21 protein-coding genes are annotated in these 24,784 nt (G+C 40.2%); 2 read left to right on the top strand and 19 right to left on the bottom strand.

The genetic code is table 11. The annotated features are described in order from the left end of the window. Positions 1 to 44 precede the first annotated feature (44 nt). The 9 genes from P0Y49_00160 to P0Y49_00120 all read right to left on the bottom strand — a co-directional run bounded on the left by P0Y49_00160 (position 45) and on the right by P0Y49_00120 (position 7,386). Entirely contained in the window at positions 45 to 953 is a 909-nt protein-coding gene (locus tag P0Y49_00160; protein WEK19566.1) for a substrate-binding domain-containing protein, read from the bottom strand. Between the two features lie 10 nt (positions 954 to 963). Then, positions 964 to 1,194: a hypothetical protein gene (locus P0Y49_00155; GenBank protein ID WEK19565.1), complete on the bottom strand. Its 231-nt coding sequence runs from the start codon at positions 1,192 to 1,194 to the stop codon at positions 964 to 966. A gap of 1 nt (position 1,195) precedes the next feature. Continuing rightward, entirely contained in the window at positions 1,196 to 2,017 is an 822-nt protein-coding gene (locus P0Y49_00150) for a TonB family protein (GenBank protein WEK19564.1), read from the bottom strand. A gap of 32 nt (positions 2,018 to 2,049) precedes the next feature. Then, on the bottom strand, positions 2,050 to 2,589 hold the full coding sequence (locus P0Y49_00145) for a biopolymer transporter ExbD (protein ID WEK19563.1): 540 nt from the start codon (positions 2,587 to 2,589) through the stop codon (positions 2,050 to 2,052). Positions 2,590 to 2,598: 9 nt separating this feature from the next. Further along, positions 2,599 to 3,216, bottom strand: a complete 618-nt coding sequence (locus tag P0Y49_00140) for a biopolymer transporter ExbD (protein ID WEK19562.1) — start codon at positions 3,214 to 3,216, stop codon at positions 2,599 to 2,601. A gap of 86 nt (positions 3,217 to 3,302) precedes the next feature. Beyond that, on the bottom strand, positions 3,303 to 4,130 hold the full coding sequence (locus P0Y49_00135; GenBank protein ID WEK19561.1) for a MotA/TolQ/ExbB proton channel family protein: 828 nt from the start codon (positions 4,128 to 4,130) through the stop codon (positions 3,303 to 3,305). A gap of 273 nt (positions 4,131 to 4,403) precedes the next feature. Beyond that, a complete protein-coding gene (gene pckA / locus P0Y49_00130; GenBank protein WEK19560.1) occupies positions 4,404 to 6,008 on the bottom strand; it encodes a phosphoenolpyruvate carboxykinase (ATP) in 1,605 nt (534 codons plus the stop codon). 144 nt (positions 6,009 to 6,152) lie between these two features. Next, positions 6,153 to 6,506 carry a translation initiation factor gene (locus tag P0Y49_00125; protein ID WEK21760.1) on the bottom strand — a complete coding sequence of 118 codons (354 nt, stop codon included), beginning with the start codon at positions 6,504 to 6,506 and terminating at the stop codon, positions 6,153 to 6,155. Continuing rightward, on the bottom strand, positions 6,496 to 7,386 hold the full coding sequence (locus P0Y49_00120; protein ID WEK19559.1) for a YegS/Rv2252/BmrU family lipid kinase: 891 nt from the start codon (positions 7,384 to 7,386) through the stop codon (positions 6,496 to 6,498). Before P0Y49_00120 ends, P0Y49_00125 begins: the two co-directional genes overlap by 11 nt. A 234-nt stretch (positions 7,387 to 7,620) precedes the next feature. Here P0Y49_00120 and metK point away from each other — a divergent pair, with 234 nt between their 5' ends. Together metK and P0Y49_00110 are read left to right on the top strand one after the other, a co-directional pair. Further along, on the top strand, positions 7,621 to 8,871 hold the full coding sequence (gene metK / locus P0Y49_00115; GenBank protein ID WEK19558.1) for a methionine adenosyltransferase: 1,251 nt from the start codon (positions 7,621 to 7,623) through the stop codon (positions 8,869 to 8,871). A gap of 144 nt (positions 8,872 to 9,015) precedes the next feature. Further along, positions 9,016 to 9,360: a hypothetical protein gene (locus P0Y49_00110; protein WEK19557.1), complete on the top strand. Its 345-nt coding sequence runs from the start codon at positions 9,016 to 9,018 to the stop codon at positions 9,358 to 9,360. Positions 9,361 to 9,385: 25 nt separating this feature from the next. Here the strand turns inward: P0Y49_00110 and P0Y49_00105 are convergent, their stop codons facing one another. From P0Y49_00105 to P0Y49_00060, 10 genes are all read right to left on the bottom strand, one after another. Next, the gene (locus P0Y49_00105) at positions 9,386 to 10,645 is read right to left on the bottom strand and encodes a DUF2264 domain-containing protein (GenBank protein ID WEK19556.1); all 1,260 of its coding nucleotides are present in this window, start codon (positions 10,643 to 10,645) and stop codon (positions 9,386 to 9,388) included. Between the two features lie 9 nt (positions 10,646 to 10,654). Continuing rightward, a complete protein-coding gene (locus P0Y49_00100) occupies positions 10,655 to 11,851 on the bottom strand; it encodes a glycoside hydrolase family 88 protein (protein WEK19555.1) in 1,197 nt (398 codons plus the stop codon). A gap of 53 nt (positions 11,852 to 11,904) precedes the next feature. Further along, complete coding sequence (locus P0Y49_00095; GenBank protein ID WEK19554.1) at positions 11,905 to 13,347, bottom strand: alpha-L-fucosidase; 1,443 nt, start codon at positions 13,345 to 13,347, stop codon at positions 11,905 to 11,907. A gap of 116 nt (positions 13,348 to 13,463) precedes the next feature. After that, positions 13,464 to 15,734, bottom strand: a complete 2,271-nt coding sequence (locus tag P0Y49_00090; protein WEK19553.1) for a hypothetical protein — start codon at positions 15,732 to 15,734, stop codon at positions 13,464 to 13,466. Positions 15,735 to 15,800: 66 nt separating this feature from the next. Then, the gene (locus P0Y49_00085; GenBank protein ID WEK19552.1) at positions 15,801 to 17,537 is read right to left on the bottom strand and encodes a DUF4983 domain-containing protein; all 1,737 of its coding nucleotides are present in this window, start codon (positions 17,535 to 17,537) and stop codon (positions 15,801 to 15,803) included. A gap of 37 nt (positions 17,538 to 17,574) precedes the next feature. Further along, entirely contained in the window at positions 17,575 to 19,038 is a 1,464-nt protein-coding gene (locus tag P0Y49_00080; GenBank protein ID WEK19551.1) for a M60 family metallopeptidase, read from the bottom strand. 10 nt (positions 19,039 to 19,048) lie between these two features. Then, a complete protein-coding gene (locus P0Y49_00075) occupies positions 19,049 to 20,785 on the bottom strand; it encodes a DUF4983 domain-containing protein (GenBank protein WEK19550.1) in 1,737 nt (578 codons plus the stop codon). 19 nt (positions 20,786 to 20,804) lie between these two features. Beyond that, on the bottom strand, positions 20,805 to 22,406 hold the full coding sequence (locus P0Y49_00070; GenBank protein ID WEK19549.1) for a DUF5008 domain-containing protein: 1,602 nt from the start codon (positions 22,404 to 22,406) through the stop codon (positions 20,805 to 20,807). 50 nt (positions 22,407 to 22,456) lie between these two features. Beyond that, the gene (locus tag P0Y49_00065; GenBank protein WEK19548.1) at positions 22,457 to 23,200 is read right to left on the bottom strand and encodes a fasciclin domain-containing protein; all 744 of its coding nucleotides are present in this window, start codon (positions 23,198 to 23,200) and stop codon (positions 22,457 to 22,459) included. A 23-nt stretch (positions 23,201 to 23,223) separates the two neighbouring features. Beyond that, entirely contained in the window at positions 23,224 to 24,783 is a 1,560-nt protein-coding gene (locus P0Y49_00060) for a RagB/SusD family nutrient uptake outer membrane protein (protein WEK19547.1), read from the bottom strand. Between the last annotated feature and the right edge of the window lies 1 nt (position 24,784).

Raw genomic sequence — 24,784 nt, 5'->3', positions numbered from 1 at the left:
TTTTGAAACTTGCCCACGCAGGCTTCATTTTTCAAATATAAAATTTAGTTTGTATTCTTAAAATTAAAATCGCGTGAAGCCAGTTTATGCGGACCTAATCCGGATTTAAGTACAATCAGTTGTCCCCTCGGACTTACCAACCAATTTGCAAAGCCTGTGCCTAAACCATCTCTACCTTCCGCATTGATAATGTATATATTTCTTAAAAAAGGATAAATACCGTTAATTAAATTAGCCTGAACAGGCTGATAAAATTTATCATCACCTTTTTTACCCTTCAAATTCTTTACCCCCATCATTTTCACTTTGTTCAGGTAACCGGCCATATCCTTTTTGTTATCAATCAGCCAATTCACTCCCAAAACCCCAATAAACCCTTTATTTTCTGCAATATACTTAATCACATCGTTATTGGTCTGCAAAGTATAAATTCCTTTTGGCGGCAGTGAAGTAATCCCTGCCAACGTTTTAAAATAACGCAAAGTACTGGAATAAGGGTTATCGAATACAAGTTGTTTGCCACTTGTCGATGTTCCCTTCAAAATATCTATAACTTCCGCTACTGTAATGTTGCTGTCCAGATTATCCTTATTAGTGATTAAAGTAATTCCATCGATTGCAAATCTTGATGTTTTAGGAACAATACTTCTGTTCCTATAGATTTTATCTTCTTCGGGTGTAAGCATCCTTGATAAAATAATCACCCGCACACTGTCATTTAAAAAAGTAGGTACAATACGTTGCTCATTACCTTCGATTATTGTAAACTTAGTATCCGGATAATCTGTTTTAAATACTTCTATCTGATCCGCAAGGACTTCAGAAAAAGACTCATCCACCAGCATCTTCACGGTACCGGATGTACGTGTTTCTTCTACACCACCTGCAGGCTTTGGTTTCTGTTTACAGGCAACAAAAACCATCAGTAAAAGGATAAAACTAAGATTCTTCATACTAAAATTATTAATCCTCTTCAGGCTTCTGGTTAATTAAACGTATAAATCTGATCACAGCGTATGCAATCAACAAACAACCAAGCATCATTCTGTACATCGGCTGAATCTCATTCAACAGCCTGGTTCCAAAGATCAACATACCTCCAAGCACCATATAAAAGAGGAACATGACCAGGCCCAAAATGAACAGAAATCGCTGTTGAGGCGATTTCTGTTTAAATGTTTCGAAATTAAACATTCTAATTTGATAAGGTAAAACTGATTGGAATGGTGTACTTCACACGAACCGGCTTACCATTTTGAATACCTGGTGTCCAGCGTGGACTTGCTTTTAGTACCCTGATGGCTTCCTCATCGGTACCGCCACCTAGTTTTCTTTCCACTTTAATATCTGTCAATTCTCCGTTTTTCTCAACTACGAAAGATAAGAACACTTTACCTTGAATGTTATTCTCTTGAGCCATTGCAGGATATCTTACCGCTTTATGCAAGTAAGCGTAGAATTTCTCCATACCACCTGGGAATCCTGGCTGAGTTTCGATACTCACAAAGTCATAAACCTTAGTATCTTCCACTACTGCTGCCTGTTTAGGGCCTTCACCAACCGGACCAGCTACAACGATATCAGCTGTTGGGTCACCTTCAATGGTTTTCTGACCTGGGTCAGCTTTTTTCAAATCCTCAATCTGAACAGGTTCTTTATCAACCACCTCATTATCCGGTTTTACAATCGGCGGAGGGAATTTGATCTGATCCTGTTTTGGTGGCGGAGGCTCTACCGGTGGTGGCGGAGGTGTCTCCGGGTTTACCGGTGGAGGTGGCGCAACCACAACCTCAACCTGTTTTTCTACCTGTTCTTCAGGCAGCTTGCCTTTGATCAGGCTAATGATCTTAGGCGACACAAACATCAGTATAAATACCGATGATGCGATGACAAGAGCCTTGGTCGTATTAGAAGCACTTTCTTTACGCAGCTGGTAAGCTCCGTATTTCTTGTTCTTCTGTGCAAATACCACATCAAGCCACTCTGTCTTTAATAAATCTATCTTAGAACCAAACATAGCTTCTTATTTAAATATTGTTAATTATTGTATTATAAAATTCCAGCCTGTTTCATGAAATCCTTTTCAGCATCAGTGATGTTCTCGTCATCAATTGCCGGTGCTGTAGTGATTTTAGCGATCGATAGCTCATCCATAATATCAACAAAGTTCTTATAAGTCGCTCCAGAGGTAGGTTTAATCACCACGATGATCTGTCTTCCTCCGGTAGCATCTGCTACTTTCTTTTTATTATCTAATATTGACTTTCTGATATCACCAAAACCTTCTACTTCAGGTTTTGATTTACCAGCCTCGCCCATATACCAGGCCACTTTATTGTTTTTACCCAATAGGATAGTCATCGTCTCAGAGGCACGCAATTCGTTTCTTTCAACAGAGTTGTCGTCCTTATCAGGCTTTGCAATATCCATTGCAATTGGTTTCGACAGAGAGGTGGTTAGCATAAAGAATGTGATTAACAAGAAGGCCAAATCCACCATCGCAGTTAAATCTACTTTGGTACTTTGTTTCTTACTCCTTACTTTTTTGCCTTTTTTGCCCCCCCCGCCGGAGGTATCTAATTCTGCCATAATATATTATTATTTAGCATCGCCTTCGGCGGATGTAATTAAACTGAATTTGTTAATTTTTTGCTTCTGAAGAATGTCAACGATTTTCTTAACCACAGGATATTCTTCTTCTGCATCTCCTTTTATACTCACACGCATTTGCGTAGAATGTAATTCGGCAACAGACTTACGAGACTCCAAAATCCATTCGGCCAACTGATTGTTAGTTGAATCGGCAGGAATACCACCGGCTGTTTTTTGAAACGCTGTTCTTTTCTCTCCATCCATATCAATGAATTGTTTCAAACTTTGGATTGGAACTCCGAAAGCGCCAATAACACCAAAACGTTCTCTCTCTTGCGGAGTAAACTTAATGTTATATTTCTCGCCCATCTTATCCAGCGTAGACATTTTAATGTCTTTTCCTATGATCTCATAGAACACCTGGCCTTTTCCTATCGATAATATCCCCATATCCAAATCAGGAACCTTAAGTTTATAGGTTGATGAAGGTATAGTAATATCCAAAGGATCAGGTTGACGTGCTGTTGCTGTTAATATAAAGAAAGTAAGCAATAGGAAAGATACATCGCACATGGCGGTCATATCTATCGCAGTACTCTTTCTTTGAACCTTTGCTCTTGGCATAATTTTTAAAAATTACTTATGTTTTAAACTAATGATGTTAATTCTCCCGGTTTTCCATAAAGCCGGTAAAAAAAATTCATTATTTTTTATTTATGCGTACTAGCATAAGTTTGGATGATGCTGAAACCTGCTTCATCAATTGCATAAGTTAGTTTATCAATTTTAGAAGTAAGGATGTTGTACATGATGATTGCAAGTGTAGAAGTACCGATACCTGTAGCTGTGTTAATCAAAGCCTCAGAGATACCAGTTGCCAATGCAGCTTGATCCGGAGCGCCAGAGTTAGCCAAACCACCGAAGGCCTTGATCATACCCGTTACTGTTCCTAATAGACCCATCAAAGTACCTACTGATACCAAAGTCGCGATTACAGTTAAGTTTTGCTCTAACATAGGCATTTCCAAAGTTGTAGCCTCTTCAATGTCTTTCTGGATAGCTAAACATTTCTGGTCAGTGTCCATATTTGCCTCAACTTCCATTTCACGGTATTTTTTCAATCCCGATTTGATAACGTTTGCAACAGAACCTTGTTGTCTGTCACACTCAGCCATAGCTGATTCAATATTGTTTGAATTCAAAAGTGATTGCACTTTTTTAACAAAACTATCTAAGCTGCCTTTACCTGTTGCTTTACCTATAACAATAAAACGCTCGATAGAGAAAACGATTACCATTAAAAACATCCCCATTAAGATTGGTACGATAACACCGCCTTTGTAAGCCATACCTGCGTAGTTTCCAACTTTAGGTAAATTTTCGACATTATCATCAATAAAGTTTTTAGCATCTCCAAGAATGAATTTGTAAATGCAAATCCCGATAATCAGACAAATAGGAATTGTTAATGTAGCGAATAAATTTGAAGCTGATGAGCTCTCTTTTTTTACTGTTGTAGGTTTTGGTGCGTTTGCCATTTTTTTTTAGTTTTTTAGTTTTTTAGTACTTTGTTTTTTAAAATTAGATAAATATTCTGTAATACACACAACGACCATTATAAACAATTGTTGCAACAACAAATTTATAATTTTGATTTTAATTCCAAATTAAATAATCGTTAGCCTTATTCCCCGAGCATTTCCCTTCACGTAGTTAATATAATTAAAAAGATTGTCCCGGTGGAGAGACAATCTTTCGCAATTAAAACTAAAAAAAAATTGAAATGCAAATTTTTCGAGAAAAAAATGCTTTTAATGTGCGTTTTCGACAACTTTTGGGAAGGATGCAAGCATTTCTTCACTCGCATAGGCTTCAAACTGCTTAAAGTTATTTATAAATGCCAATGCCAATTCATTTGCTTTTTTATCATATTCCTTTGGATCTGCCCAGGTATTTCTTGGCTTCAATATTTCTGCCGGAACATTTGGACAGCCTACCGGAACACATAAACCAAACACAGAATCTGCCTCAAAAGCGATGTTTTCAAATTCGCCTTTCAAAGCAGCTGTAATCATAGCCCTTGTATAAGACAGTTTCATTCGTTTTCCGACGCCATAAGCTCCACCACTCCATCCGGTATTGATCAGCCAAACATTCACCTTATGCTTTTGCATCTTCTCACCCAACAAATTTGCATAACGTGTAGGATGCAATGGTAAAAATGCTTTACCAAAACAAGCTGAGAAGGTTAACTGAGGCTCAGTAACCCCAGCCTCTGTTCCGGCAACCTTAGCTGTGTAGCCTGATATAAAGTGAAACATCGCCTGTCCCGGATTTAATTTCGAAATCGGAGGTAAAACACCAAATGCATCCGCCGTCAAAAAGAAGATGTTTTTAGGCATTCCGGCTATTGACGGTATAATTGCATTATCTATGTAATCAATCGGGTAAGCGACTCTGGTATTTTCTGTCTTATCTATATTAGAAAAGTCTACCTTACGTGTTTGCGGAAAATAATTAATATTCTCCAGCAACGACCCGAATTTAATCGCATTATATATCTGAGGTTCCTTTTCAGCAGTCAGGTCCACGCACTTAGCATAACATCCCCCTTCAAAATTGAATACAGAATCCTCACTCCAACCATGCTCATCATCACCAATCAATCCTCTTTCAGGATCAGCTGAAAGTGTGGTTTTTCCAGTACCTGAAAGACCGAAAAAGATCGCTGTATCACCATCCTTGCCCACATTGGCAGAACAATGCATTGATAAAGTATTTCTTTGCTCCGGCAAAATGAAATTGAGCACAGAGAATATTCCCTTTTTGATCTCACCGGTATAACCTGATCCACCTACCAAAATCATCTTTTTAGTAAAGTTAAGGATTGAGAAATTTGGCTGTCTCGTACCATCAACAGCTGGATCAGCAAAAAAAGTAGGTGCTGCAATAATAGTCCACTCCGGCTTTTCAACTACCTCTTCCTCACCGAACCTCAAAAACAGGTTATTGGCGAAAAGGTTCTGATAGGCTGTTTCTGTAACCACCCGAATGGTCGTTTTATACTTTTCATCTGCGCAAGCATAAGCATCGCGTACATAAAAGTCCTTCTGATTAAGATGTGCAGTAATCCTATTAAAAAGGGAATCGAAATGTTGCGGATCAATCTTAATATTGATGTCACCCCACCAAACGGTATCCTGAGTAATTTCATCGCAAACAATAAATCTGTCTTTCGGAGAACGACCGGTAAATTTACCTGTGTCAATTGCCAATGCACCGCTATCGGCAAGCGTACCTTCTCCATTCTTCAAGGCCTCTTCAACCAGTTGTGCTACATTAAGCTGAAATAAAGCATTATCTGAATCCAGGTTCAAATAGTTCAAGTCAGGCTTAAGCATAAACGCTTTGCTCATAAATAAGTAAGTTAGTCCGACAAAGTTATGCAGATAAAAAGGGAATAAGCATAATTTTGCCCGAAAAAATTTACTTATTGTTGCCGATACACCAATATCAAATCGCTGAATATCAACAATTTAAAACGTTTGCAGAAAACGTTTTCATCCCCCTGATTTTTTCACTTTAAAACCTTCCTTTTGAAGTAATAATAAGACTTTATCTCTAAAGTCACCCTGAATTAAAATTTCGCCATCTTTACTAGCTCCGCCTACTCCGCACTTGGTTTTCAGCATTTTACTCAGCTTATCCAGGTCCTCAGCGCTACCAATAAAACCTGTGACTAATGTTACGGCCTTTCCACCACGATTCTTTTTATCCAGCATCACCCTCAAATTCTGCTGATTGTTGGCCAAAACCTCAGCAGGTTCCGCGCTTTCCTCCTCATAAATAAAAGATGGATCTGTTGAATACATAATTCCCCCCAAGTCGCTTAGCGTTTTCTTTTTAGGCTTCATCATCAGGTGTAATAATATTTAAAGACAAAGGGTTAACGGATACGGCGATTTCCTTTCCCATAAAAAAAGGCTCACCATCAATATGTATGGCATCTTCCTGTATCCGGCTGATGTGTATATTTTTTCCTTTAATAATTTCTACGAGATTCGATTTATCTGTTTTTAACCGCAGCATTTCGTAAGCCAATACCGGAAGTTTATACATTGGAAACTCCTTTACAATACAAACATCCAGCAAACCATCCGTAACGGACGCTTTTGGAGAAATATGTGCATTGTTGCCATATTGCGAAGAATTCGCTACGCTAATCACAAATGCCCTCCGAGAATATTCCTGTCCATCAACAATAATACGATACATTTGCGACTTATAGCTCAACACTTCCCGCAAGCCTAATTTCACGTATCCACTAAGTCCCCTACCCTTATTGCCTGCAAATACTGAGCTAATGTGAGCATCAAACCCCATACCTGCCATATTAAAGAAGCTCTTCTCATTAAATGTGGCCGTATCAATCACCGAAACCTTACAATTATTAATCACCTTTATGGCCTTCACAGTGTTCATTGGTATTTTTAAGAACCTTGCTAAACCATTTCCTGATCCAAAAGGCAAAACACCAAGTATTTTATGCTGTTGCATCACTTTGGACGCAATTTCATTGATTGTTCCATCACCACCTACAGCAACAATCACATCAAAGTTCTTGTTTGCAGCTTCTTCCGCAATTTCAGCGGCATGGCCAACATATTTAGTAAATGCAAAGTTAGCATTAAACCTGGATCGATCCAGATGAGCATCTACCAGGGCAGGGATCTTTAACTTATTCTTTCCTCCCGATATCGGATTTATGATAAATAAAATATTTAATTTTGACAAGGTCTTCTCGCTTTATTAGAGTACAAAATAATCGATATTTTTTGACTATTTAAATATATAGTGTAATTTTGCAACATTAAAGTGGACTGATTTGCGATGCTATCTAAAAATAGCGGGATTGCAACCACGTAAAAAAAAGTGCTAACCTGTCATACACTTCATTTTACAGCCTGTTCTTACAGGATCATTTTCCATTTTACATAATTGTTTACTTATTTAAATTAATTATTTAAAATGTCGTATTTATTCACATCAGAGTCTGTTTCTGAAGGCCACCCAGATAAAATAGCAGATCAAATTTCAGATGCGTTAATTGATAACTTCCTGGCTTTTGATGCAGATTCAAAAGTAGCCTGCGAAACCTTGGTGACCACAGGTCAGGTGATATTAGCCGGAGAAGTAAAATCTACCACCTACCTGGATGTACAACAAATTGCCCGCGATGTAATCCGTAAAATCGGTTACACCAAAAGCGAATATATGTTTGAAGCCAACTCTTGCGGTATCCTTTCAGCGATCCATGAGCAGTCGCAAGACATTAACCAAGGCGTTGATAGAAGCAGCAAAGAAGAGCAAGGAGCCGGAGATCAGGGGATGATGTTTGGCTACGCTACCAACGAAACAGCAAACTACATGCCTTTGGCATTAGACCTGTCACATACATTACTACAGGAACTAGCCATCTTAAGACGCGAAAATAAAGAAATCACTTATTTACGTCCAGATGCCAAATCCCAGGTAACACTAGAATATTCAGACGATAACAAACCGGTACGCATTGATGCGATTGTAATTTCAACACAGCACGATGATTTTGATGAAGAAGCTAAAATGCTCGCTAAAATCAAAAAAGACCTGGTTGACATCCTTATTCCAAGAATCATTGCCAAATACCCTCAGTACGCACACCTATTTAACGATAAAATTGAATACCATATCAACCCAACCGGTAAATTTGTAATTGGTGGTCCACATGGTGATACCGGTTTAACAGGCCGTAAAATCATCGTAGATACTTACGGTGGAAAAGGTGCACATGGTGGAGGAGCATTCTCCGGAAAAGATCCAAGTAAAGTAGATAGAAGTGCAGCTTATGCAACCCGTCACATTGCTAAAAACCTTGTTGCAGCAGGTGTTGCCGATGAGATTTTGGTACAGGTAAGTTATGCCATAGGCGTAGCTCAACCAATGGGTATTTATATCAATACCTATGGAACAGGCAAAGTCAACAAAACTGATGGCGAGATTGCTAAAATCGTAGAAGGCTTATTTGATATGCGCCCTTACTTCATCGAGCAACGTTTGAAATTAAGAAATCCTATTTACAGTGAAACCGCAGCTTACGGACACATGGGCCGTACTCCGGAAACTGTAACCAAAACTTTCAGAACACCAAACGGTGAAGAGAAAACGGTTACTGTTGAGCTGTTTACCTGGGAGAAATTGGATTTTGTAGATAAAGTAAAAGCTGCTTTTTCTTTGTAAGCATAATTTTATAGTATATTAAAAGGGGATGTAACAACTGTTACATCCCCTTTTTTATAAATATAGCCCATACTGAAATAGGTTGATTTCGGTTACCGCAAACCATTTTAGGCAAGCATTGTTCTTATAAAAAACATCAAGGTTATGGAGCATCCCATAGAAATGAATACCCTTAGTGAGATTTTAGAGAAATTAAGACTTAAGGGTATTGACCACGAAATAAAAATGACAGAGCACGGCAAAATGCAAAGTGATTTGAACAAGGTTTATAGTCCTGAGGACTTAACCATTATAAAAACATATCGTTTTGAGGGGGATTCTGATCCTGGAGACAACGCTATCCTTTATTTACTAGAGGATAAAGATCACCAAATCGGGTATATTTTAGATGCATATGGCATGTATAGTTCTCACGAAGGTGTAGAGTTTTCAGATTTCCTGAAAAAGATACCTACTGCTGATAGGGATTTGCAAGAGCTGTTTAGTTAAACAACTCCTGCTTTGCATGTTATTATTAATAATCTACATGGTAATCTTTAGCAAAAGCCTCACCTCCCCATGCGCGTTTACTCGTCCAGGCCATCGGTGGCGCAGTCCAGAATTCATGATTAGCCGATAATCCCAATGGTAGAAAAGATAATGTTGCCATATATAAACTCCCCGTAGAGGTATAATAATCTGCAATTTGAGGCTGATGTCCACAGAACCCCAATTGCAACCAACCATTTTTATCAAATGTGCCTGGTGTCTCGTACATGTTCTGTTTCACTTTAGTTAATGCACAGCGCACCTGAGCTGGTTTAATGGATTCCGGTAGTTTGCCCATTAAAGCAACCTGACTAAGCACCTGAAAAGCACCTGTACGGTAGGTGATTGAGCGGCCAATTGGTGGATACGTTCCCTCTGGAGAGATCATCCGCTCCTGTCCTATGGCATAACGTTGCATACGTTTCAAAGCCAGATCGTATACTTTTTGTTCAACAAGCTTTTTATCTGCCATTACTGCCAATACATCCACCATCATGGGATGGATCACAAAAGAATTATAGTAATCAAAAGCCAGATTGGGGCCATCTCCATACCAGCCATCACCTTTATACCACTCATTTATTTTTTTAGGACCTTCATTTAAACGGTCGGCATCATAATCCTCTCCAATGGAAAGCAAGAAAGCTTCTGTAATCGAACCGAATAACAACCAGTTACTTTTAAAAGGCTTCCTGTTTCTTAAAGATTTAAAGGCTGTAATGATCCTTTCTTTGGTGGTCGCTTCTAGCGGCTCCCACAAAGCCTTTGGTGCCCTTAAAAAGGATTGCGCCATATAAGCCGCATCTACTATAGGCTGGTAATCTTTAGAGAAATTCAGGGCATCAGGGCTATTTGGTGTAAAACACTTATTTAAGCCTTCCACAGCAGCTGATCTCAATTTTTTCCTCGCAATTCCCTCTGTGGTCTGGTCATCCGGCAAAGCTAACCATGGTGCAATACCAGCATAAGTACGGCCAACAGCTTCCAAATAGGTTACCTGTGGAGAACGGGAATCAAAGGTTGGAGATTTTTCAACCGGCATATTTTTAACCAATGTGCCGTTTGCCAGGTTAACCACCACAGGGCTGGCAATTTTATTCAACATCTTCCACCAATATTCACGATCATTTCCGGCATATCCTGTTGTTTTTTTTGTTTTGTCAGTAGCAGCTAAAATATTTTTCGGGCTCATGGCTCCAATAATTCCGGCCAAAGACAAAGCACCTATAAATTTTCTTCTTTCCATATCATTGTTTTATAAATACCAGTTTTTGTAGCGCATTAATGCTTCTAAATAATAATAATCAGCATAAGTTAAGGGTACATCAATTTCAGATCTAAGAGGCAGGGCTCCGGTACTGTGCATCAGCAAAAAGCCTCCATTTTGACCGGGCTTGGAACGATAAGCATCAGAAGACAATGATGTGATCATTTTCTCTGCAGCATTCACATAAACCTTAGTTTCTTTCCTGTCGGCATATTGTCCAAGTTCAAGCAATGCAGAAGCTATAAGCGATGCCGCAGAAGCATCTCTATATGTATTTGGGATATTTGCTGCATCAAAATCCCAGTATGGAATCATATCAGCAGGCATATTTGGATGGTTTAATATAAAACCGGCAATATGTTTAGCTTGCTGCAGGTAGCATTTATTCTTTGTAAAACGATACATCATGGTATAGCCATATAATGCCCAGCCTTGCCCCCGGCTCCACGCCGAGGAATCAGAAGCCCCTTGTGAAGTTCCTCGTTTAAGTACTGCACCCGTATTCATGTCATAATCTACCACATGATAAGAGCTGTAATCGGGTCTAAAATGGTTTTTTAGTGAGGTATTGGCATGGTTAATGGCTATCTCTTTATATTTAGCGTCGCCCCCATGATCACTTACCCAGGCCAGCAATTCAAGGTTCATCAGGTTATCAATAATAACAGGCCCTTTCCATTGTTTACTGGAATTCCAGGATTGAATCACTTTTGCCTTGGGCCGGTAACGTGTAATCAATGAAGCCGCAGCCGTGTCAATTGTTGGTTTATATATCGGATTTTTAGTAATCCGGTAGGCATTGCCAAAACTGCAAAACATCATAAAACCAAGGTCATGATTTCCTGTATAATGTTTTTCCTTCTCCAATATAGCGAGGCGATTTTCAGCCTCTTTTAGTATGGCCGTATCTTTGGTATACTCATAAATATATAACAGAGAACCGGGATAAAAGCCGCTACACCACCATTTGGTGTCACTGGTTTCGACTTTATTGGTTTTAGGGTTATACGTTTTGGGCATCACCTTAGCCGGGACATTTTTGGCGAGCTCCTTGTATTGCTGTTCAGCGAATCTAAATTGCTCATCAATTAGCTCTTTCATCTGCACTTTGTTCCCGTTTGCCTGCTGCGCACTGGCTAAACCTGCGGTAGCCAGAAAGCAGACAGTAAACAATAGTTTTCTCATAGTTTCTGTATGTGTGTTGTTGTATTCCTTTGTGTGTATACTGTAATCCTGGCTTATGTTTTTGCTTTATCGTAAACATTTCCGCTATTGCCCGTAGTGTTTGTTGTCTCTAAAACAATAACAAAAGGCTGGTCTAAGGCTTGGTTTTTAAGCTGAATAAAATACTCGTTGGTATGGATTTCCTCTGTTGTTAAACTTTGTGCAGGTTTAGCCAGGGGGTAGGCTTTAGCAATGCCCATTTTTGCAGGTAGCTTTACACGGTAAGCACCCGAAACAGGGATATTGAATACAATCATGTACAATTTATTACTTCCTGTTTTTTGAGTGAAATAACCCCAATCCTGTTTTTCCAATCCAGCATACTGACAATTATAAATGGCTTCGCTATTTGTTTTCATCCAATTGCCGATTTGCATTGCCAATTGCTTTTCTTCTTTTCTGATGGCTCCATCACCCTGCGGACCAAAGTTGAGTACGAAGTTTCCCCCAAGGGAAACAGACTTTGCAGTCATTTCTATCAACTCATTGGCTGTTTTGATGTGTCCCTTCCAGGCCTTATTATATCCCCATTGGTTTTCTGGCACAGTCATTACACAATCCCAATCGTTGCCATGTACATCTTCTATTTTGCTAGGCAATTTACGTTCCCAACCTTGCTCGTAATCACCCATTAACACATTATTAGAATCGAAATGACGTTTACCGTTTTCATCAGCACGGAAGCGACTACCTATAATCAGTCCCGGTCTGAGTTTACGCATTTCTGTTTCCAGTTGATCTGCGAATTCGGCTTGTTTTACCCATGACTTATCCCAGGTTCCATCAAACCATAAACCTTTAGCTGTTGGATACATGGTCAGCAACTCTATCAGTTGGTTGCGGGTAAATTGTTTAAAACCTTCAAAGGCGATGCTGTCTTCCTTCGTTTTGATGTCGTAACGCCATCCCGGATGGTTCCAGTCCATGATAGAGAAATAAAGGATCACATCTATACCTGCTTTATCATAGGCATCTACCAAAGGTTTCATGATGTCTTTTTTCCATGGGGAATTGGCAATAGTGTATGAAGTAGATTTACTTGGCCATAAGCAGAAGCCATCATGGTGTTTGGTAGTTATGGTTACGTATTTAGCCCCCATTTGTTTGGCTGTTGCCGCCCACTCGTTCGCATTGAAATTTACAGGATTGAATCTGTAAATCAGTGAGTCGTAGGTAGATTTTGAGATACCATTCCAGGAGCGTATCCATTCGGCAGCACCATTGTATTGCTTCCCATTCCACTCTCCGCCGGGAATTGCGTACAAGCCCCAGTGGATAAATTGGCCTAAGCCATAGCCACGCCACTTCTGCATCACCTCGTCGGTGCGCTTACCTATCCGATGACTACCGTGTCTTAATTCGATTTTAGTAGCAACAGGTGTAGTTTGTTGCGCTTTTATGGAAGCCGGACTAAACCAGAGCCCTGTGCATATGCATGCAAGTAAGATCCTTTTCATTATTGATTTCCGATTTTATACCATTGATAAGATTCCATTTTTTAAGTTTTAAGCAGGCATGTATGAACATGCCTGCAGTTTGTAATTCAGATCAGTTTTTATGAATTGTATTTTAATTATTTAATATCTGATGATTTCATTGTTCTTACCACATTGTTACCGGTAGAGATGTCGCCATCTGCGATGTAAAATGTTCCGGTATACGGATCATAGGCAACCCCCAAAGCACCACCAAATTTGGCCGAAGCGGCAGGACCATCTACATACCCTTTGGTTATTGTTCCGGAACCAGTTAGAAGGTTAAAAGTTGAGCCATTCCCAGCGTTTTCTGTCACCATTGTAGAGATATAGTAACCACTCATACTTGCAATAATCACCTTGTTACCTGGACTAACATAAATGCCTCTGGGTGTCCCAAATCCTGTTTTCACTAGCGAAAGTACTGTTACATTATTGTCAGATAATCTAATTTTACTTAAACCATTACCCTGTCCACTAGTAACATATAAAGAAGTGCCATCAGCACTTAATTTTATACCCCAAGGGAAATTGAATGTTGCTGAAGCACCTACACCAGCAGCTACGCCAGCGGATCCGCTACCGGCAACTAAGCTTACTGTATTGGTAGTCAAATCAATTTTCCGTACCCGATGACCACTCCATTCAGCCACATATAAACAATTCCGTGCTTCATCATAACAAAGACCAGATGGTCGATTAAAGCTGGCAGCCGTACCGACTCCATCGGTACCACCGGAACTTGCACCACCTGCAACTGTACTTACATTTGCCTTATAGTTTGCGTCGAGAGTAATTTTACGAACACGATGCGAAGTTGCTCCGGAAGCAGTATTGTCTGTAGCATACAAATTACCATCCTTATCTATCACCAGGCTCCATGGACCATTAAATTTAGCTGTTGCACCATCTCCATCCTGAAAACCTGAAACACCAGTACCAGCAAGAACAGTGGTATTTCCAAAGCGATCAACGCGAAGCACTCTATTTCCCGCTCCTTCAGATATGTAACGGTTACCTAATTTATCAATTACGATATCCTGAGGTCCGGTCACACTTAAGGAATTATTCAAAGCCAGAGTACCGACCTGCAGATTGGTTAATATCGGTTCTGGATATTTAGCTGGGCCTACTTCTAGTGCAAAATCTATAGCTTTCAATGTACCACCGACATTGATATAGGTAATAGCTTTATCCGTAAAAATCTGATCTCCAGCTACCACAAATTTAAACTCCTCCCCATATGGAATACTCATTGTCAACTTACCATTAGCGGCTATACTACTGGTTATAAAATCAGTAAATGTAGTTTGTCCCTTTTTCCTATAACTTACTTTTACAGGCACGCCAAAAGCAGCTCTTTTATTATTTATGCCATATACTGCACTGAATACACTCAGCTCTACCGGAACTACAGGATTTTGAAGTTTAGATAGTAAGGTTATTTTCCTGTTTTTCTCATAAGCCAGACGAGTGATATAACTATCTGCCAGGTAATACAAATCATCATTTGTTTTCACCAACACCTCCCCGGAGTATGGAGCATTCAGTGTTACTTTACCTTTAACATCTGTTGTACCAAGCAGTCCAATGTCTTTGAAATCAGCTTCACCAGTCAGCTTTTGCAATACAGCAATCTCTAAATTAGCCAATGGACTCTGATTATCTTTATCCAGCACAGTAACTTCAAGTGGTACAGTTAATGGCTTTAATTCAGTTTTTAAACTCACAGTTTCTCCCCTTACATTTTTAAGGTTGGTTACTACTGTATCTGGAAAATACTTAATGGTATCGGCTACAGCTACCCTAACCTCGTTTGGATAAGGCAGCGAAACCATCAACTTACCCGTAACATCTGCATTTTCGGGGCCGGTAGAAAGCCATTGTGTCTGTTCCGGCGCACGGCTACTAACAGAAAGCGCTAAACCCGGAATCGGAGCCGCAGTTGTGCTATTGGTTACTGCAATGCTTAAAGGCGCCATCCCATATTTTGGCGTGGTGTGCAGCATTACACTACCACCATTTTCAGTTGTAAACTCAAGGGTCTGCTCTCCTTTATGGTAATAAGTCGTATCTACTTCTATTTTTAAAAAGTTCGGATAAGGAAGTATGTAACCATTGATCTGCCCTTTTTGATCGGTACGTACAGTATCAACCCTTATGTAATCATCTTTTGGAGAGGTTTTACGGCTAATGATCACCTTTACACCAACAACAGGGAGTTGGTCATCATCGTTAACCACAGTGATGTTAAGTGGTGCGGTCAAAATCGGATGTTCCTGAAAAGCATCCGTGGTTAACTTTTTACAGGCCATAAATACGACCAGCAAAATGACAACCTGAACAGCATAGTAAAAATATCTTTTCATACTGGTTTGTTTTTTGGTTTATAATGGGTGCAAACACTTTGCATTTGCACCCAATGGTTTATGGTACTATTTTATAAATTCAGATTCGAAGCGTTCCAGGAATACCTTTCCTTCAACACCCCAATTATCCGGGATGTTAACGCCGTACCAGTAATAGATCTGAGGTGCAATATCTATATTCTGTACCACCAAGTTTGTTCGATCTGCTGGAGGAGGTGTACAGCTCCAACGGCTCATGGTACTCCAGGCTGTTGTATTTGTGATCACCATATTTTTCCCTACTGCAAGTGGGCTTTTATTCACGAAAAATGTACCGGTCCCTTCTGAACATGGCCAGTATCCGATTAAATTCGGGTAATATGGATCAGCGTTTGTCAACTCATTTTGGCAAGCAAAATCGGCTATAGCAGCATCAGAAAGTGCTGTGTTGTATATGGCTACATTACTTACAACTTCAGAACATACACCAAGAGAGCTGGCGATGGGACCTGCAACAAGGTCACCAGTGGCATTCCCAAAGGTTCTTCCTGTTATATCTGTTGGAGCCGCAGCCGGAATACCATTAACAAAAAATTGACCGTAACGTTTTCCTTCCTTGGTAAATATTTTAAAGGCTAAAGTATACCACACATTTAATTCCGATGATGAGGGCCCGTAAAAAAAAGTTAGGGTTCCATCTCCTAGTATAAGCCTAAATTTCTGGCTAGATGCGTCAACCATAAATTCCCAGCCATTAGAACTGCTATAAGCGTGACTTATTTTTGATAACAATACAGAATGTGATGTTGTACCAGATTGTTTAGTTTTTAGGAACACTTTAAACTGTACAGTAAAGTCGGCTGTTTTTCCCGGATTATAAATTGAGGCATCTACAGCAGGCAATGTTGCCACTGTTGTTTTATTAGTTAGCGTAATTGCATCAGTAACAGGAAGCGATACGATCTCTTCACCTTTAAAACCTTCACAATAATAAAGTGTAAAAATGTTTCTTTCCCTTTTGTTACCCGAAGTAAATCCTTTATTCAATCCACCATGTGTAGAAGTAACTACCACCAACCACTCTTCACTTTTGTAAGTTTTTCTGGCTTTAATGGTTTCTAAAAGCTCTCCAATGTAGCCATCTGTCGCTAAAACGGCCGCTTTATATTCTGGCACATCAGCAGAGTAACCATAACTGAGTCCCGCTTTGTTCACTTCATTAAAGTTAACGATCACCAGGTCGTCTGTTATAGATTTCAGTTTGACCACGGCCGTATCTTTAGCGGCGAGATCACTGCCAACTTGAATAGGTTCATCACCATAAATAAATAGCTTATTATTTAATGCGGCCCATGAAGTGATCCCCACAGATTTCCTGATCTTTCCTGAAGCCTGAAGCCTTTCAATCAAAGAAGGGTAAGTGGGATTGCCGGCGTCATGTTCATGTCCATCACCAAGGTCAGGCACATCAAATGACTCGTCAATGATTTCGTGTTTACTTGTACCCACACCTGTCATGATATTTTTCCAGTTTCCAGCATCAGTTGGTATAATATCAGAAAGGCCATCCCAACTGTATTTACTATTGGCCAGCATGGCGGTAATTTTTGGGGGTGCTATTCTTTTTACATCAATACCGACAGCTCCATCTATGACAACCAGCAAGACCTTCCTTCTTTTCTTGGCAACATTTTGCGGTTCTTCATTTATATAAGGAGGGTCGTAGTATCTTTTACAACCTTGCAGGCAAATCAAGGTCAGAACGACCACAACAAGCGCCGTAGCGAAAGTTCTATAGCTAAGTGACTTAAATATTCTTCTCATTCCTGTAATGATTATTTGTTATAAAACTTTTATGATCTTATTTACTTGGATCGAACAACCAAACCTGTTCGGTTAACAATGGAAACTGTGCTGCAATCTTATTTTTGGAAACGGAACTAACATACAGCCCCCATTGTTTCATGAAGGGCTCCATGTCTTTTTTAGTCCACTCAGAAAGCCGCTCGTAAAAGAAATCCTTTTTATCCTGATCATTTCCCGCACCAAACCTTGCCATACGTGCTGATGTACACAGGTAAGTCATAAAATCGTATCCATATCTTTCAAAGATCTGGATGAACATCCCCATCCGGGCATCGCCTGAAGCATCAGTAAATTTCTTGGCATTGGTCGGATTAGCTGTAGAAGCAAAAGCTATTGTTGCCGGCATAGCACGAAAAATGTTACTGTGTTTATAACCATGCCTGTTGGTGACCTTTAAAGAGAATAGGTTATTAGACACCTCACCCAGATCAGGCCAACTCCATGTTGAGCCCATTTGCATGTTGTGGCCAAGTTCATGATAGGTACCCCAGTTAGAGCCAACAACAAGGCTTAGGGTAACTGCCTGCTTAAAATAATTGTCATTTGCCATGGCAACCACCGGATATCCGGAATGCTGAGCACCTACACTTGGTTGAATATCGTGTACAATACGCCATGGTAGTGTAGGATTTCTATTCCTCACATCGCTGGTGGTTTCCGACAAACCATACCATTCCCAATAGCTTTTCAAGATCTCATCATCCCAGGCGGTCATTAATGCTGTTGGGCTTTCAATTGGAAATTTAGCCAGTTTATTGGTTGGCAGGGTAAAAATGATCCGCTTACTGCGCAGCTCAAACCATGGCACCGTAGTTTTAGCAATCATGGCCTTCCATTCCGCATCAGTAGTTTCACCAAGTACAAAATCCGGCGATTTAACCGCTCCACTAAATACCAGATCTACCTTGCGACCAAGCGATCTGCTGGGAATAATAAAGATACTTCCTCCATATGGGTTACGAACATAATTTATGCCCGGAAACAACTGTACGCGGGTAAAAATAAGAGGCGCACGCTGTAAGGGAGACTGACCGGTCAGATTATCATCATGTGCACCAATCTGAACAGCTAAGCCATAAGTATCATTAGGAACTTTAATCGTAATCAATTCTCCCGGAGGCGCATAAGTACCCGTGCTAAACCAACCCTGAGGGGCCACACTGATCCTAAGATCACTGGATTTAACCTGAATATAATCCAAATCCATTGTTACCTTATAATCCTTAAGCCTTGGTTCTTCAATACCTACCATCCCCGGAAAAACCCTTGCGGCATTGAACTGAGACTTGTCGACTTTAAACATCGAGGTATCTAATACCAGCTCTACCGTATCTTTCGGGTGATTGTTATCAGTTGTTCCTTCAGGATACTGAATACCATAGTTTTTGGTACAGCTCATCATTGCACCCAAAAGGAGTAACATCCCAATGCTTTTAAAAAGTGTTGTCTGTTTCATCATTTTTCCAGGGTTAAGGTTTAACATCATTATAAATAGGTATCCAGGTTTTGCCATCCAGTCCCATGTTTAGGATTTTAATATTCATCCATCCATAGATTACCCTAGGGATGTCAATCCCATTTGGAATCTGGGTATAAATATCATCAGGTAGGTCCACACATAATTTTGGTGAATAATCACTGAATGCCATCCAGTCATATTTATTTTTTAAAATAAAATCATTTTTAAAAGGGCTTTTATCCTGTAAAGTGCCACTCGATCCATCCGTTGCTGGCCAGTAGCCTATTAAGTTATTATAGTAAGGATGAGTAGGACTGATTGCCCCTTTACAAGCATAAGCAAGAATCACATTGTCCGGTATGGCTACATTAAAGATTTTGATCTCGGTAATAAGTTGTTTTGCCGAGTTCCCATAACCAGATCTATATCCGGCTACCAATTCTTCATTGTTGTTTACATTCCTATTGGTAATGTCTACGGGATTTGCATAAGCTTTTACTCCATCCTGATAAATCATCACCCATCTTTTTCCACTTTCGGTATAAATTTTAAATCCTAAAGTATACCATTCACCAACGTTAAGGGTCGGTTGATTGGCCACCATCACTGATGCAGGTAAACCACCTAACCTCCAGTTCCCGTTAACACCGGAATGAATAACCCACCACCCAGTAGTAGAGTTTGCCGGACTACTTGTTTTAAATAGGATTGGGGCATTACTTGTCCCGGTAGCCAACCTTAGTACTTTAATTTTAAATTCAACTGTAAAGTCACCTGTTGTCCCAAAATTGTATTTAGCAGCTTTATCAGCAGGAATATTTGCGGTAGAATCATTTGCCAATGGCACAGCCTTTCCTTCGTAAGGTAGTTCTGTTGTATTTGGCTTAGCATAATATTGGTATGAAAAACGAGGGTTATACAGGATAACAAAGCTATTTAACAAAGGATTGCTAAATAAAGTCCCATCATTCTGTCCAGGAGGCACGTTTAAGTTACCGCCACGATTTGAAGCCACAATAACCAACCAGTTTTCTTTCTCATAATTCGGACGTTGTCTTAAGGTATTCATCGCCTCACCAATGTAGGAATCAACGGTCAACACCGCAGTGCTGTATTGTGGGATGCTCGCTGCATATCCGTATTGCAACCCGGCACGCTCCACCCCATTAAACTCGGCCAATACTACGCTGGCCTGTTCATTTTTTAATTCGGCAACGAGTGCTGTTTTTACCGCAAAATCATCATTATTGAAGTTTTGGTTTACATCCGCATTGCTAACCAGATTTTGGCTAAATGCAGGTGTAGCAGAAAATGCAGCTGTACGAAGATTTGCATTATTCTGTTTGATCTGTTTAAAGAACATAGGATAATTTACCAGGTTATTCCCTTTAAAATCAGCCTGTGTTACTTTATGTTTAGCTTTGTTTACCCCGGTGAGCATATCGGCCCAGCTTGTTGAAGCGAGCCCATTAGCATCACTTACGCCACTAAAGGTTTGCATCGCATTTTCACTGATCTCGGTTAATGTAGGTGCCTGAATGGTATTAATTGCCGCACCACGTGCACCATCAACAATGATGTACAATACTTTTGGTATCCTGTTACCTTGCTGCTCCTGCCCTTTCTCAGAAAGATCCAGCTTATGATCAAAGTCTTTATTACAGGATACTATGGTAAAGAGAACCAAAGCGATCAGCGACAGGTCCAATCCCCATGAATGTTTTTGATATAGTCGATTTGTTGTCATTTCTTTAAGTGTTAAATGGTTATGGGCGTAAAACGAGCCTTACTATATTGCCTGCTGCTTTATTGTCGAACTTGGAAATGTACCCAACGATCACTACAGCCGGGAAACCCAGTGGTGAAGTGGTTTCATAAATATCGCTTACAACTCCCTGGAACATGCCTGTATTGTTATAACCTTCTGCCAGAGTACCATTGGCATTCAGGATCATGAACCCTTGCCTGATCACGTTGTTATATTTATTGAAAGAGCCACTAACCAGAATCTTTCCGTCCGATAACTGTGCTGCAAAACCAATGCTTCCACCTTCCAGCTTACCCAGACTAAAGGATTCATCAACCGTACCATTACTATTCATCATCACTACCCCATTAGCCGGTTTTCCGTTGAAGGTTTTAAATGAACCGCAAAGCAGGTACTTGCCCGTAGTTGCATTGTAACGAATGGAGCTAATTAAGCCATCTGCACCAGCCCCAACCTGAAAGCCAGGATCGATTATACCGTTATTATCCACCCTTGCAATATAATTTGCAGCCTTTCCCTGAAATTTTGTAAAACTCCCCACAACAATAACTTTACCATCACTCTGCATAATAGCATCATAGAAAAAACCATTTGGTCGCTCATAACTGGATTTGGTTGCTTTATTATAATTATAGGTTGAATCCAGCCCCCCACTTGCCTCCATACGCAATAAGCTTTCCATTCGTATAAATCCTAACACTTTGGTATCGCGGGTTGAACGCTCATAAAAATGCTCGTAATAACTATTGAAACCGCCTACCACAATCACCTTATTATTATAGCTAAATACCTTACTCACCTGCCCCATTAAGGCTCCATTAAATGCCGCAACAGTATCAAAGCTATTTTTAGGCTGTAATGGAGTTAAGTTAACAACCTCTACAATTGTCGAGTCTAATGAACCATTGGCGTTTAACCGGGTAATGTTTCCAATACTTTTCCGTTTATTGAAAGTACTGAATGCACCACCTACCATATACTGCCCATTGGTTAACTTAACCATAGAGGTTAAACTCCCGCCGGCCCCTGCGCCAAAAGCCGCAGTAGGGATATACTGCCCATCAGGAGAGGTAAGCACAATGCCACTAATAGGGACCTTTTTGGATGTGCTTTTTTCATAATCCGTAAATGAGCCAATCAGCATCATATTGCCATTATTAAGTGGCATAATTTGATTGATAATCCCGTTTGTGCCAATCACAGTTTTGAAAGTAGGATCAATCCCGGCTTTGCCTGTAACAGTAAATTCGGGACCAAAGAAAATCTGCCCGTCAATAACAATGGTAACCCCACCGGAACTAGCCCCCTCAGGAACCTTCAGCTTAATGGTTTTATCCGTAATCTCGGTTACCGTTGCTTCTGTTTCATTCAGGTAGCACTTAATTTTATCTTTATAAGGCAGTAAGCCGGTGATCTGATACACCACATCAGCACCGCTGATACCCGAAGCTGGCTTAGGCAGGGCATTGGAAAAACGAATGCCTAATGGCTCCTTTCCTCCTGCATAAGGATCAACTTTCAGATCGCTGCTTTTCTTGCAGGACGAAAGTCCGGCAAACAGTATAATGCACAAGAAACACCACTTTTTAGTATTCATCATTTGAGTTTTATTATTGATTTTATACCACATATTTTTATCTCCTATACAGTTTAATTTCCGATACCATTTTCAGTCGCTAACGTTATGAATTTGTAGGAACTGAACCCGAAATAATGATTGGTGAATTTGAGCGCATGAACAATTCCATTTGTTGGGTTGATGTCTGAAGAAGACACCAGGGCATTTACCCAAAAACTTTTAGGTTTCGAAAGATCGGGGATATAGGAAATCATGAGCTGACGGTAGCCAGCATACTTGATGGTAACCTGGTTTTCTTTGGGGCCATTTACCGCATCGTGATACAGTACACCAATGTTCATCGGCTTATTGTTATAGGCAAGATAACCCTGACCCGAATAGGTATCCAGTGCTGCAGTATCCACTTGTCTGAAATCCTTTAAGCGACTGGTTCCTTTAAAGACATACATGGATAATAGCTCTTTCCATACCTTCGGTTTAATGTCAGAAAGTGTTTTTACCGTATCCTTACCTGTATAATAAAGATAGAAGTTAAGCTGCTTAATGCTAGCGCCAATCGTAGGGTCAGGAGGTGCAAAAAAAGTAATATTTTCGTTTTTAAACACATCTTCCATTCCAGCTAGTTTAATCACCTGAGCAAGCGTATCAAAGTGCAATGGCTTTGATTCTAAATACTGCATCATATTGCCATCAAACTTTGCATTGGTTATTCCGGTGTCTAAATAATGTGCATCCTTTTTACAACCAATTGCAAAGCATAGTACGGCTACTATTAGTACTATCAGTCCGGTAATGCGATTTATATTTTTATACATATCTGTTTATTTAATGATTAAACCTATTGCCAGTAGTTGTTAAGTACCATATACGGATTGTTGATTAGCGCCTTACTGGCTATTGGCCAAGTCCAGGCACCTGCAATAAATGCAGAGTAAGACATTGGACGGTAGGAGAATTTTGGATCCATTATTTTCTTAGTACGCACGAGATCATAATAATAATGTCCTTCACCCATGAGTTCCTTACAGCGTTCCCAATAGATGGCATCCTTAAGTTTACCTTCGCCCGGGTTTGCAGGGAATGGATCGGCACCAGCCCTTCTACGGATGATATTTAACAAATCCTGTGCGCGTCCATCTTCTCCTCCCAGCTCTGCCAATGCTTCTGCATGGAGCAGGATTACATCAGCCAAACGGAAGATAATTGGATTATCATCATCCCCTTGTGTAGGTGCTGCACGGTTGAAAAACTTATAGATAATGGCCTTTCCGCTTTCGTCGTAAATGTCAGCCAGATCAAACCAAATGTCTTTACGCCTATCAGTTCCTCCTTCCGGGTATATCATTTTCATATAGCTGCTGCGATATGCCAGCTCACTAAGCGATCTATCTGTAGAAGTTAAGAAAGGTAAATGTGCTACACTATTGGAAAACTTATGTCTACGATCTACACTTACTTCACCATAGTTACTGCTCAGTTGAATTTCGAATAAGCCCTCCTGGGAACGTCCGAACATCACCAGATAAGTTTGTTCGATAGGCAATAATGCATAAGCCCCTTGCTCGGCCATGCCTATGTTTTCAATATCAAGACCCAGTGCATCTACAGCTTTATAATAGGACATTGCATTGTTTGGATCAAAGCCGGCACACCACATGTTCATGTGCATCATCAAAGCATCAGCACTACCACGCATTGCTCTTACGGCACGGTTTGCTGGATCTTTATAGGTCCACGGCAGATCCTCTCTTACCTTTTTTAAATCTTCTATACAGTTTTTAAATACCGTAACCAGAGGTGTACGCCCCAAAGGAACCTGGTTATAGGCATTGGTGTAATAAGGCACATCACCATATAACCGAACCAAAAAGAAATAAGCCATGCAACGCATAAATACAGCTTCGGCGCGGTACTGCTTTTTCATCTTATCACTAAAAGAAGGGTCGTCAATGCGGTCCAACTCCTTGTAAAGAATATTGGCAGATTGCACCACTTTATAAAATGGGGTCCAATCTGGAATCATATCGTAACGTGCACGTTGCTGATACCATTCCAATTCGGCATTATAACCGGGTCTGGTACGTGAGGCATCTGCAGCCAGCGTTTTCTTGATATCATTAATTGCCATATAATCGAAGTCATACCGTTTAGGGAAGGTTCCACCGGCCTTAGTCGGACCATTGCGAAAATCGCCTGTAGCCAGCAGGATGTTAGACATCGTTGCTGCACGGAACAACCTGTACACATCTTTGGTAAAATCTTCGGCATCTTTTGCCGTTTTCCAGTAATTGTTACCTGAAAGACTGGTTACCGGTTCGACATTTAAAAACTTTTTACAGCCTGGGTTTGCAATCAGCAGCACCAGTAAGGGAATAATATATAAGATCCTTTTCATCATC

Source organism: Candidatus Pedobacter colombiensis (assembly GCA_029202485.1).
Classification (GTDB): domain Bacteria; phylum Bacteroidota; class Bacteroidia; order Sphingobacteriales; family Sphingobacteriaceae; genus Pedobacter; species Pedobacter colombiensis.
This window is presented reverse-complemented; position numbering and strand designations above follow the sequence as displayed.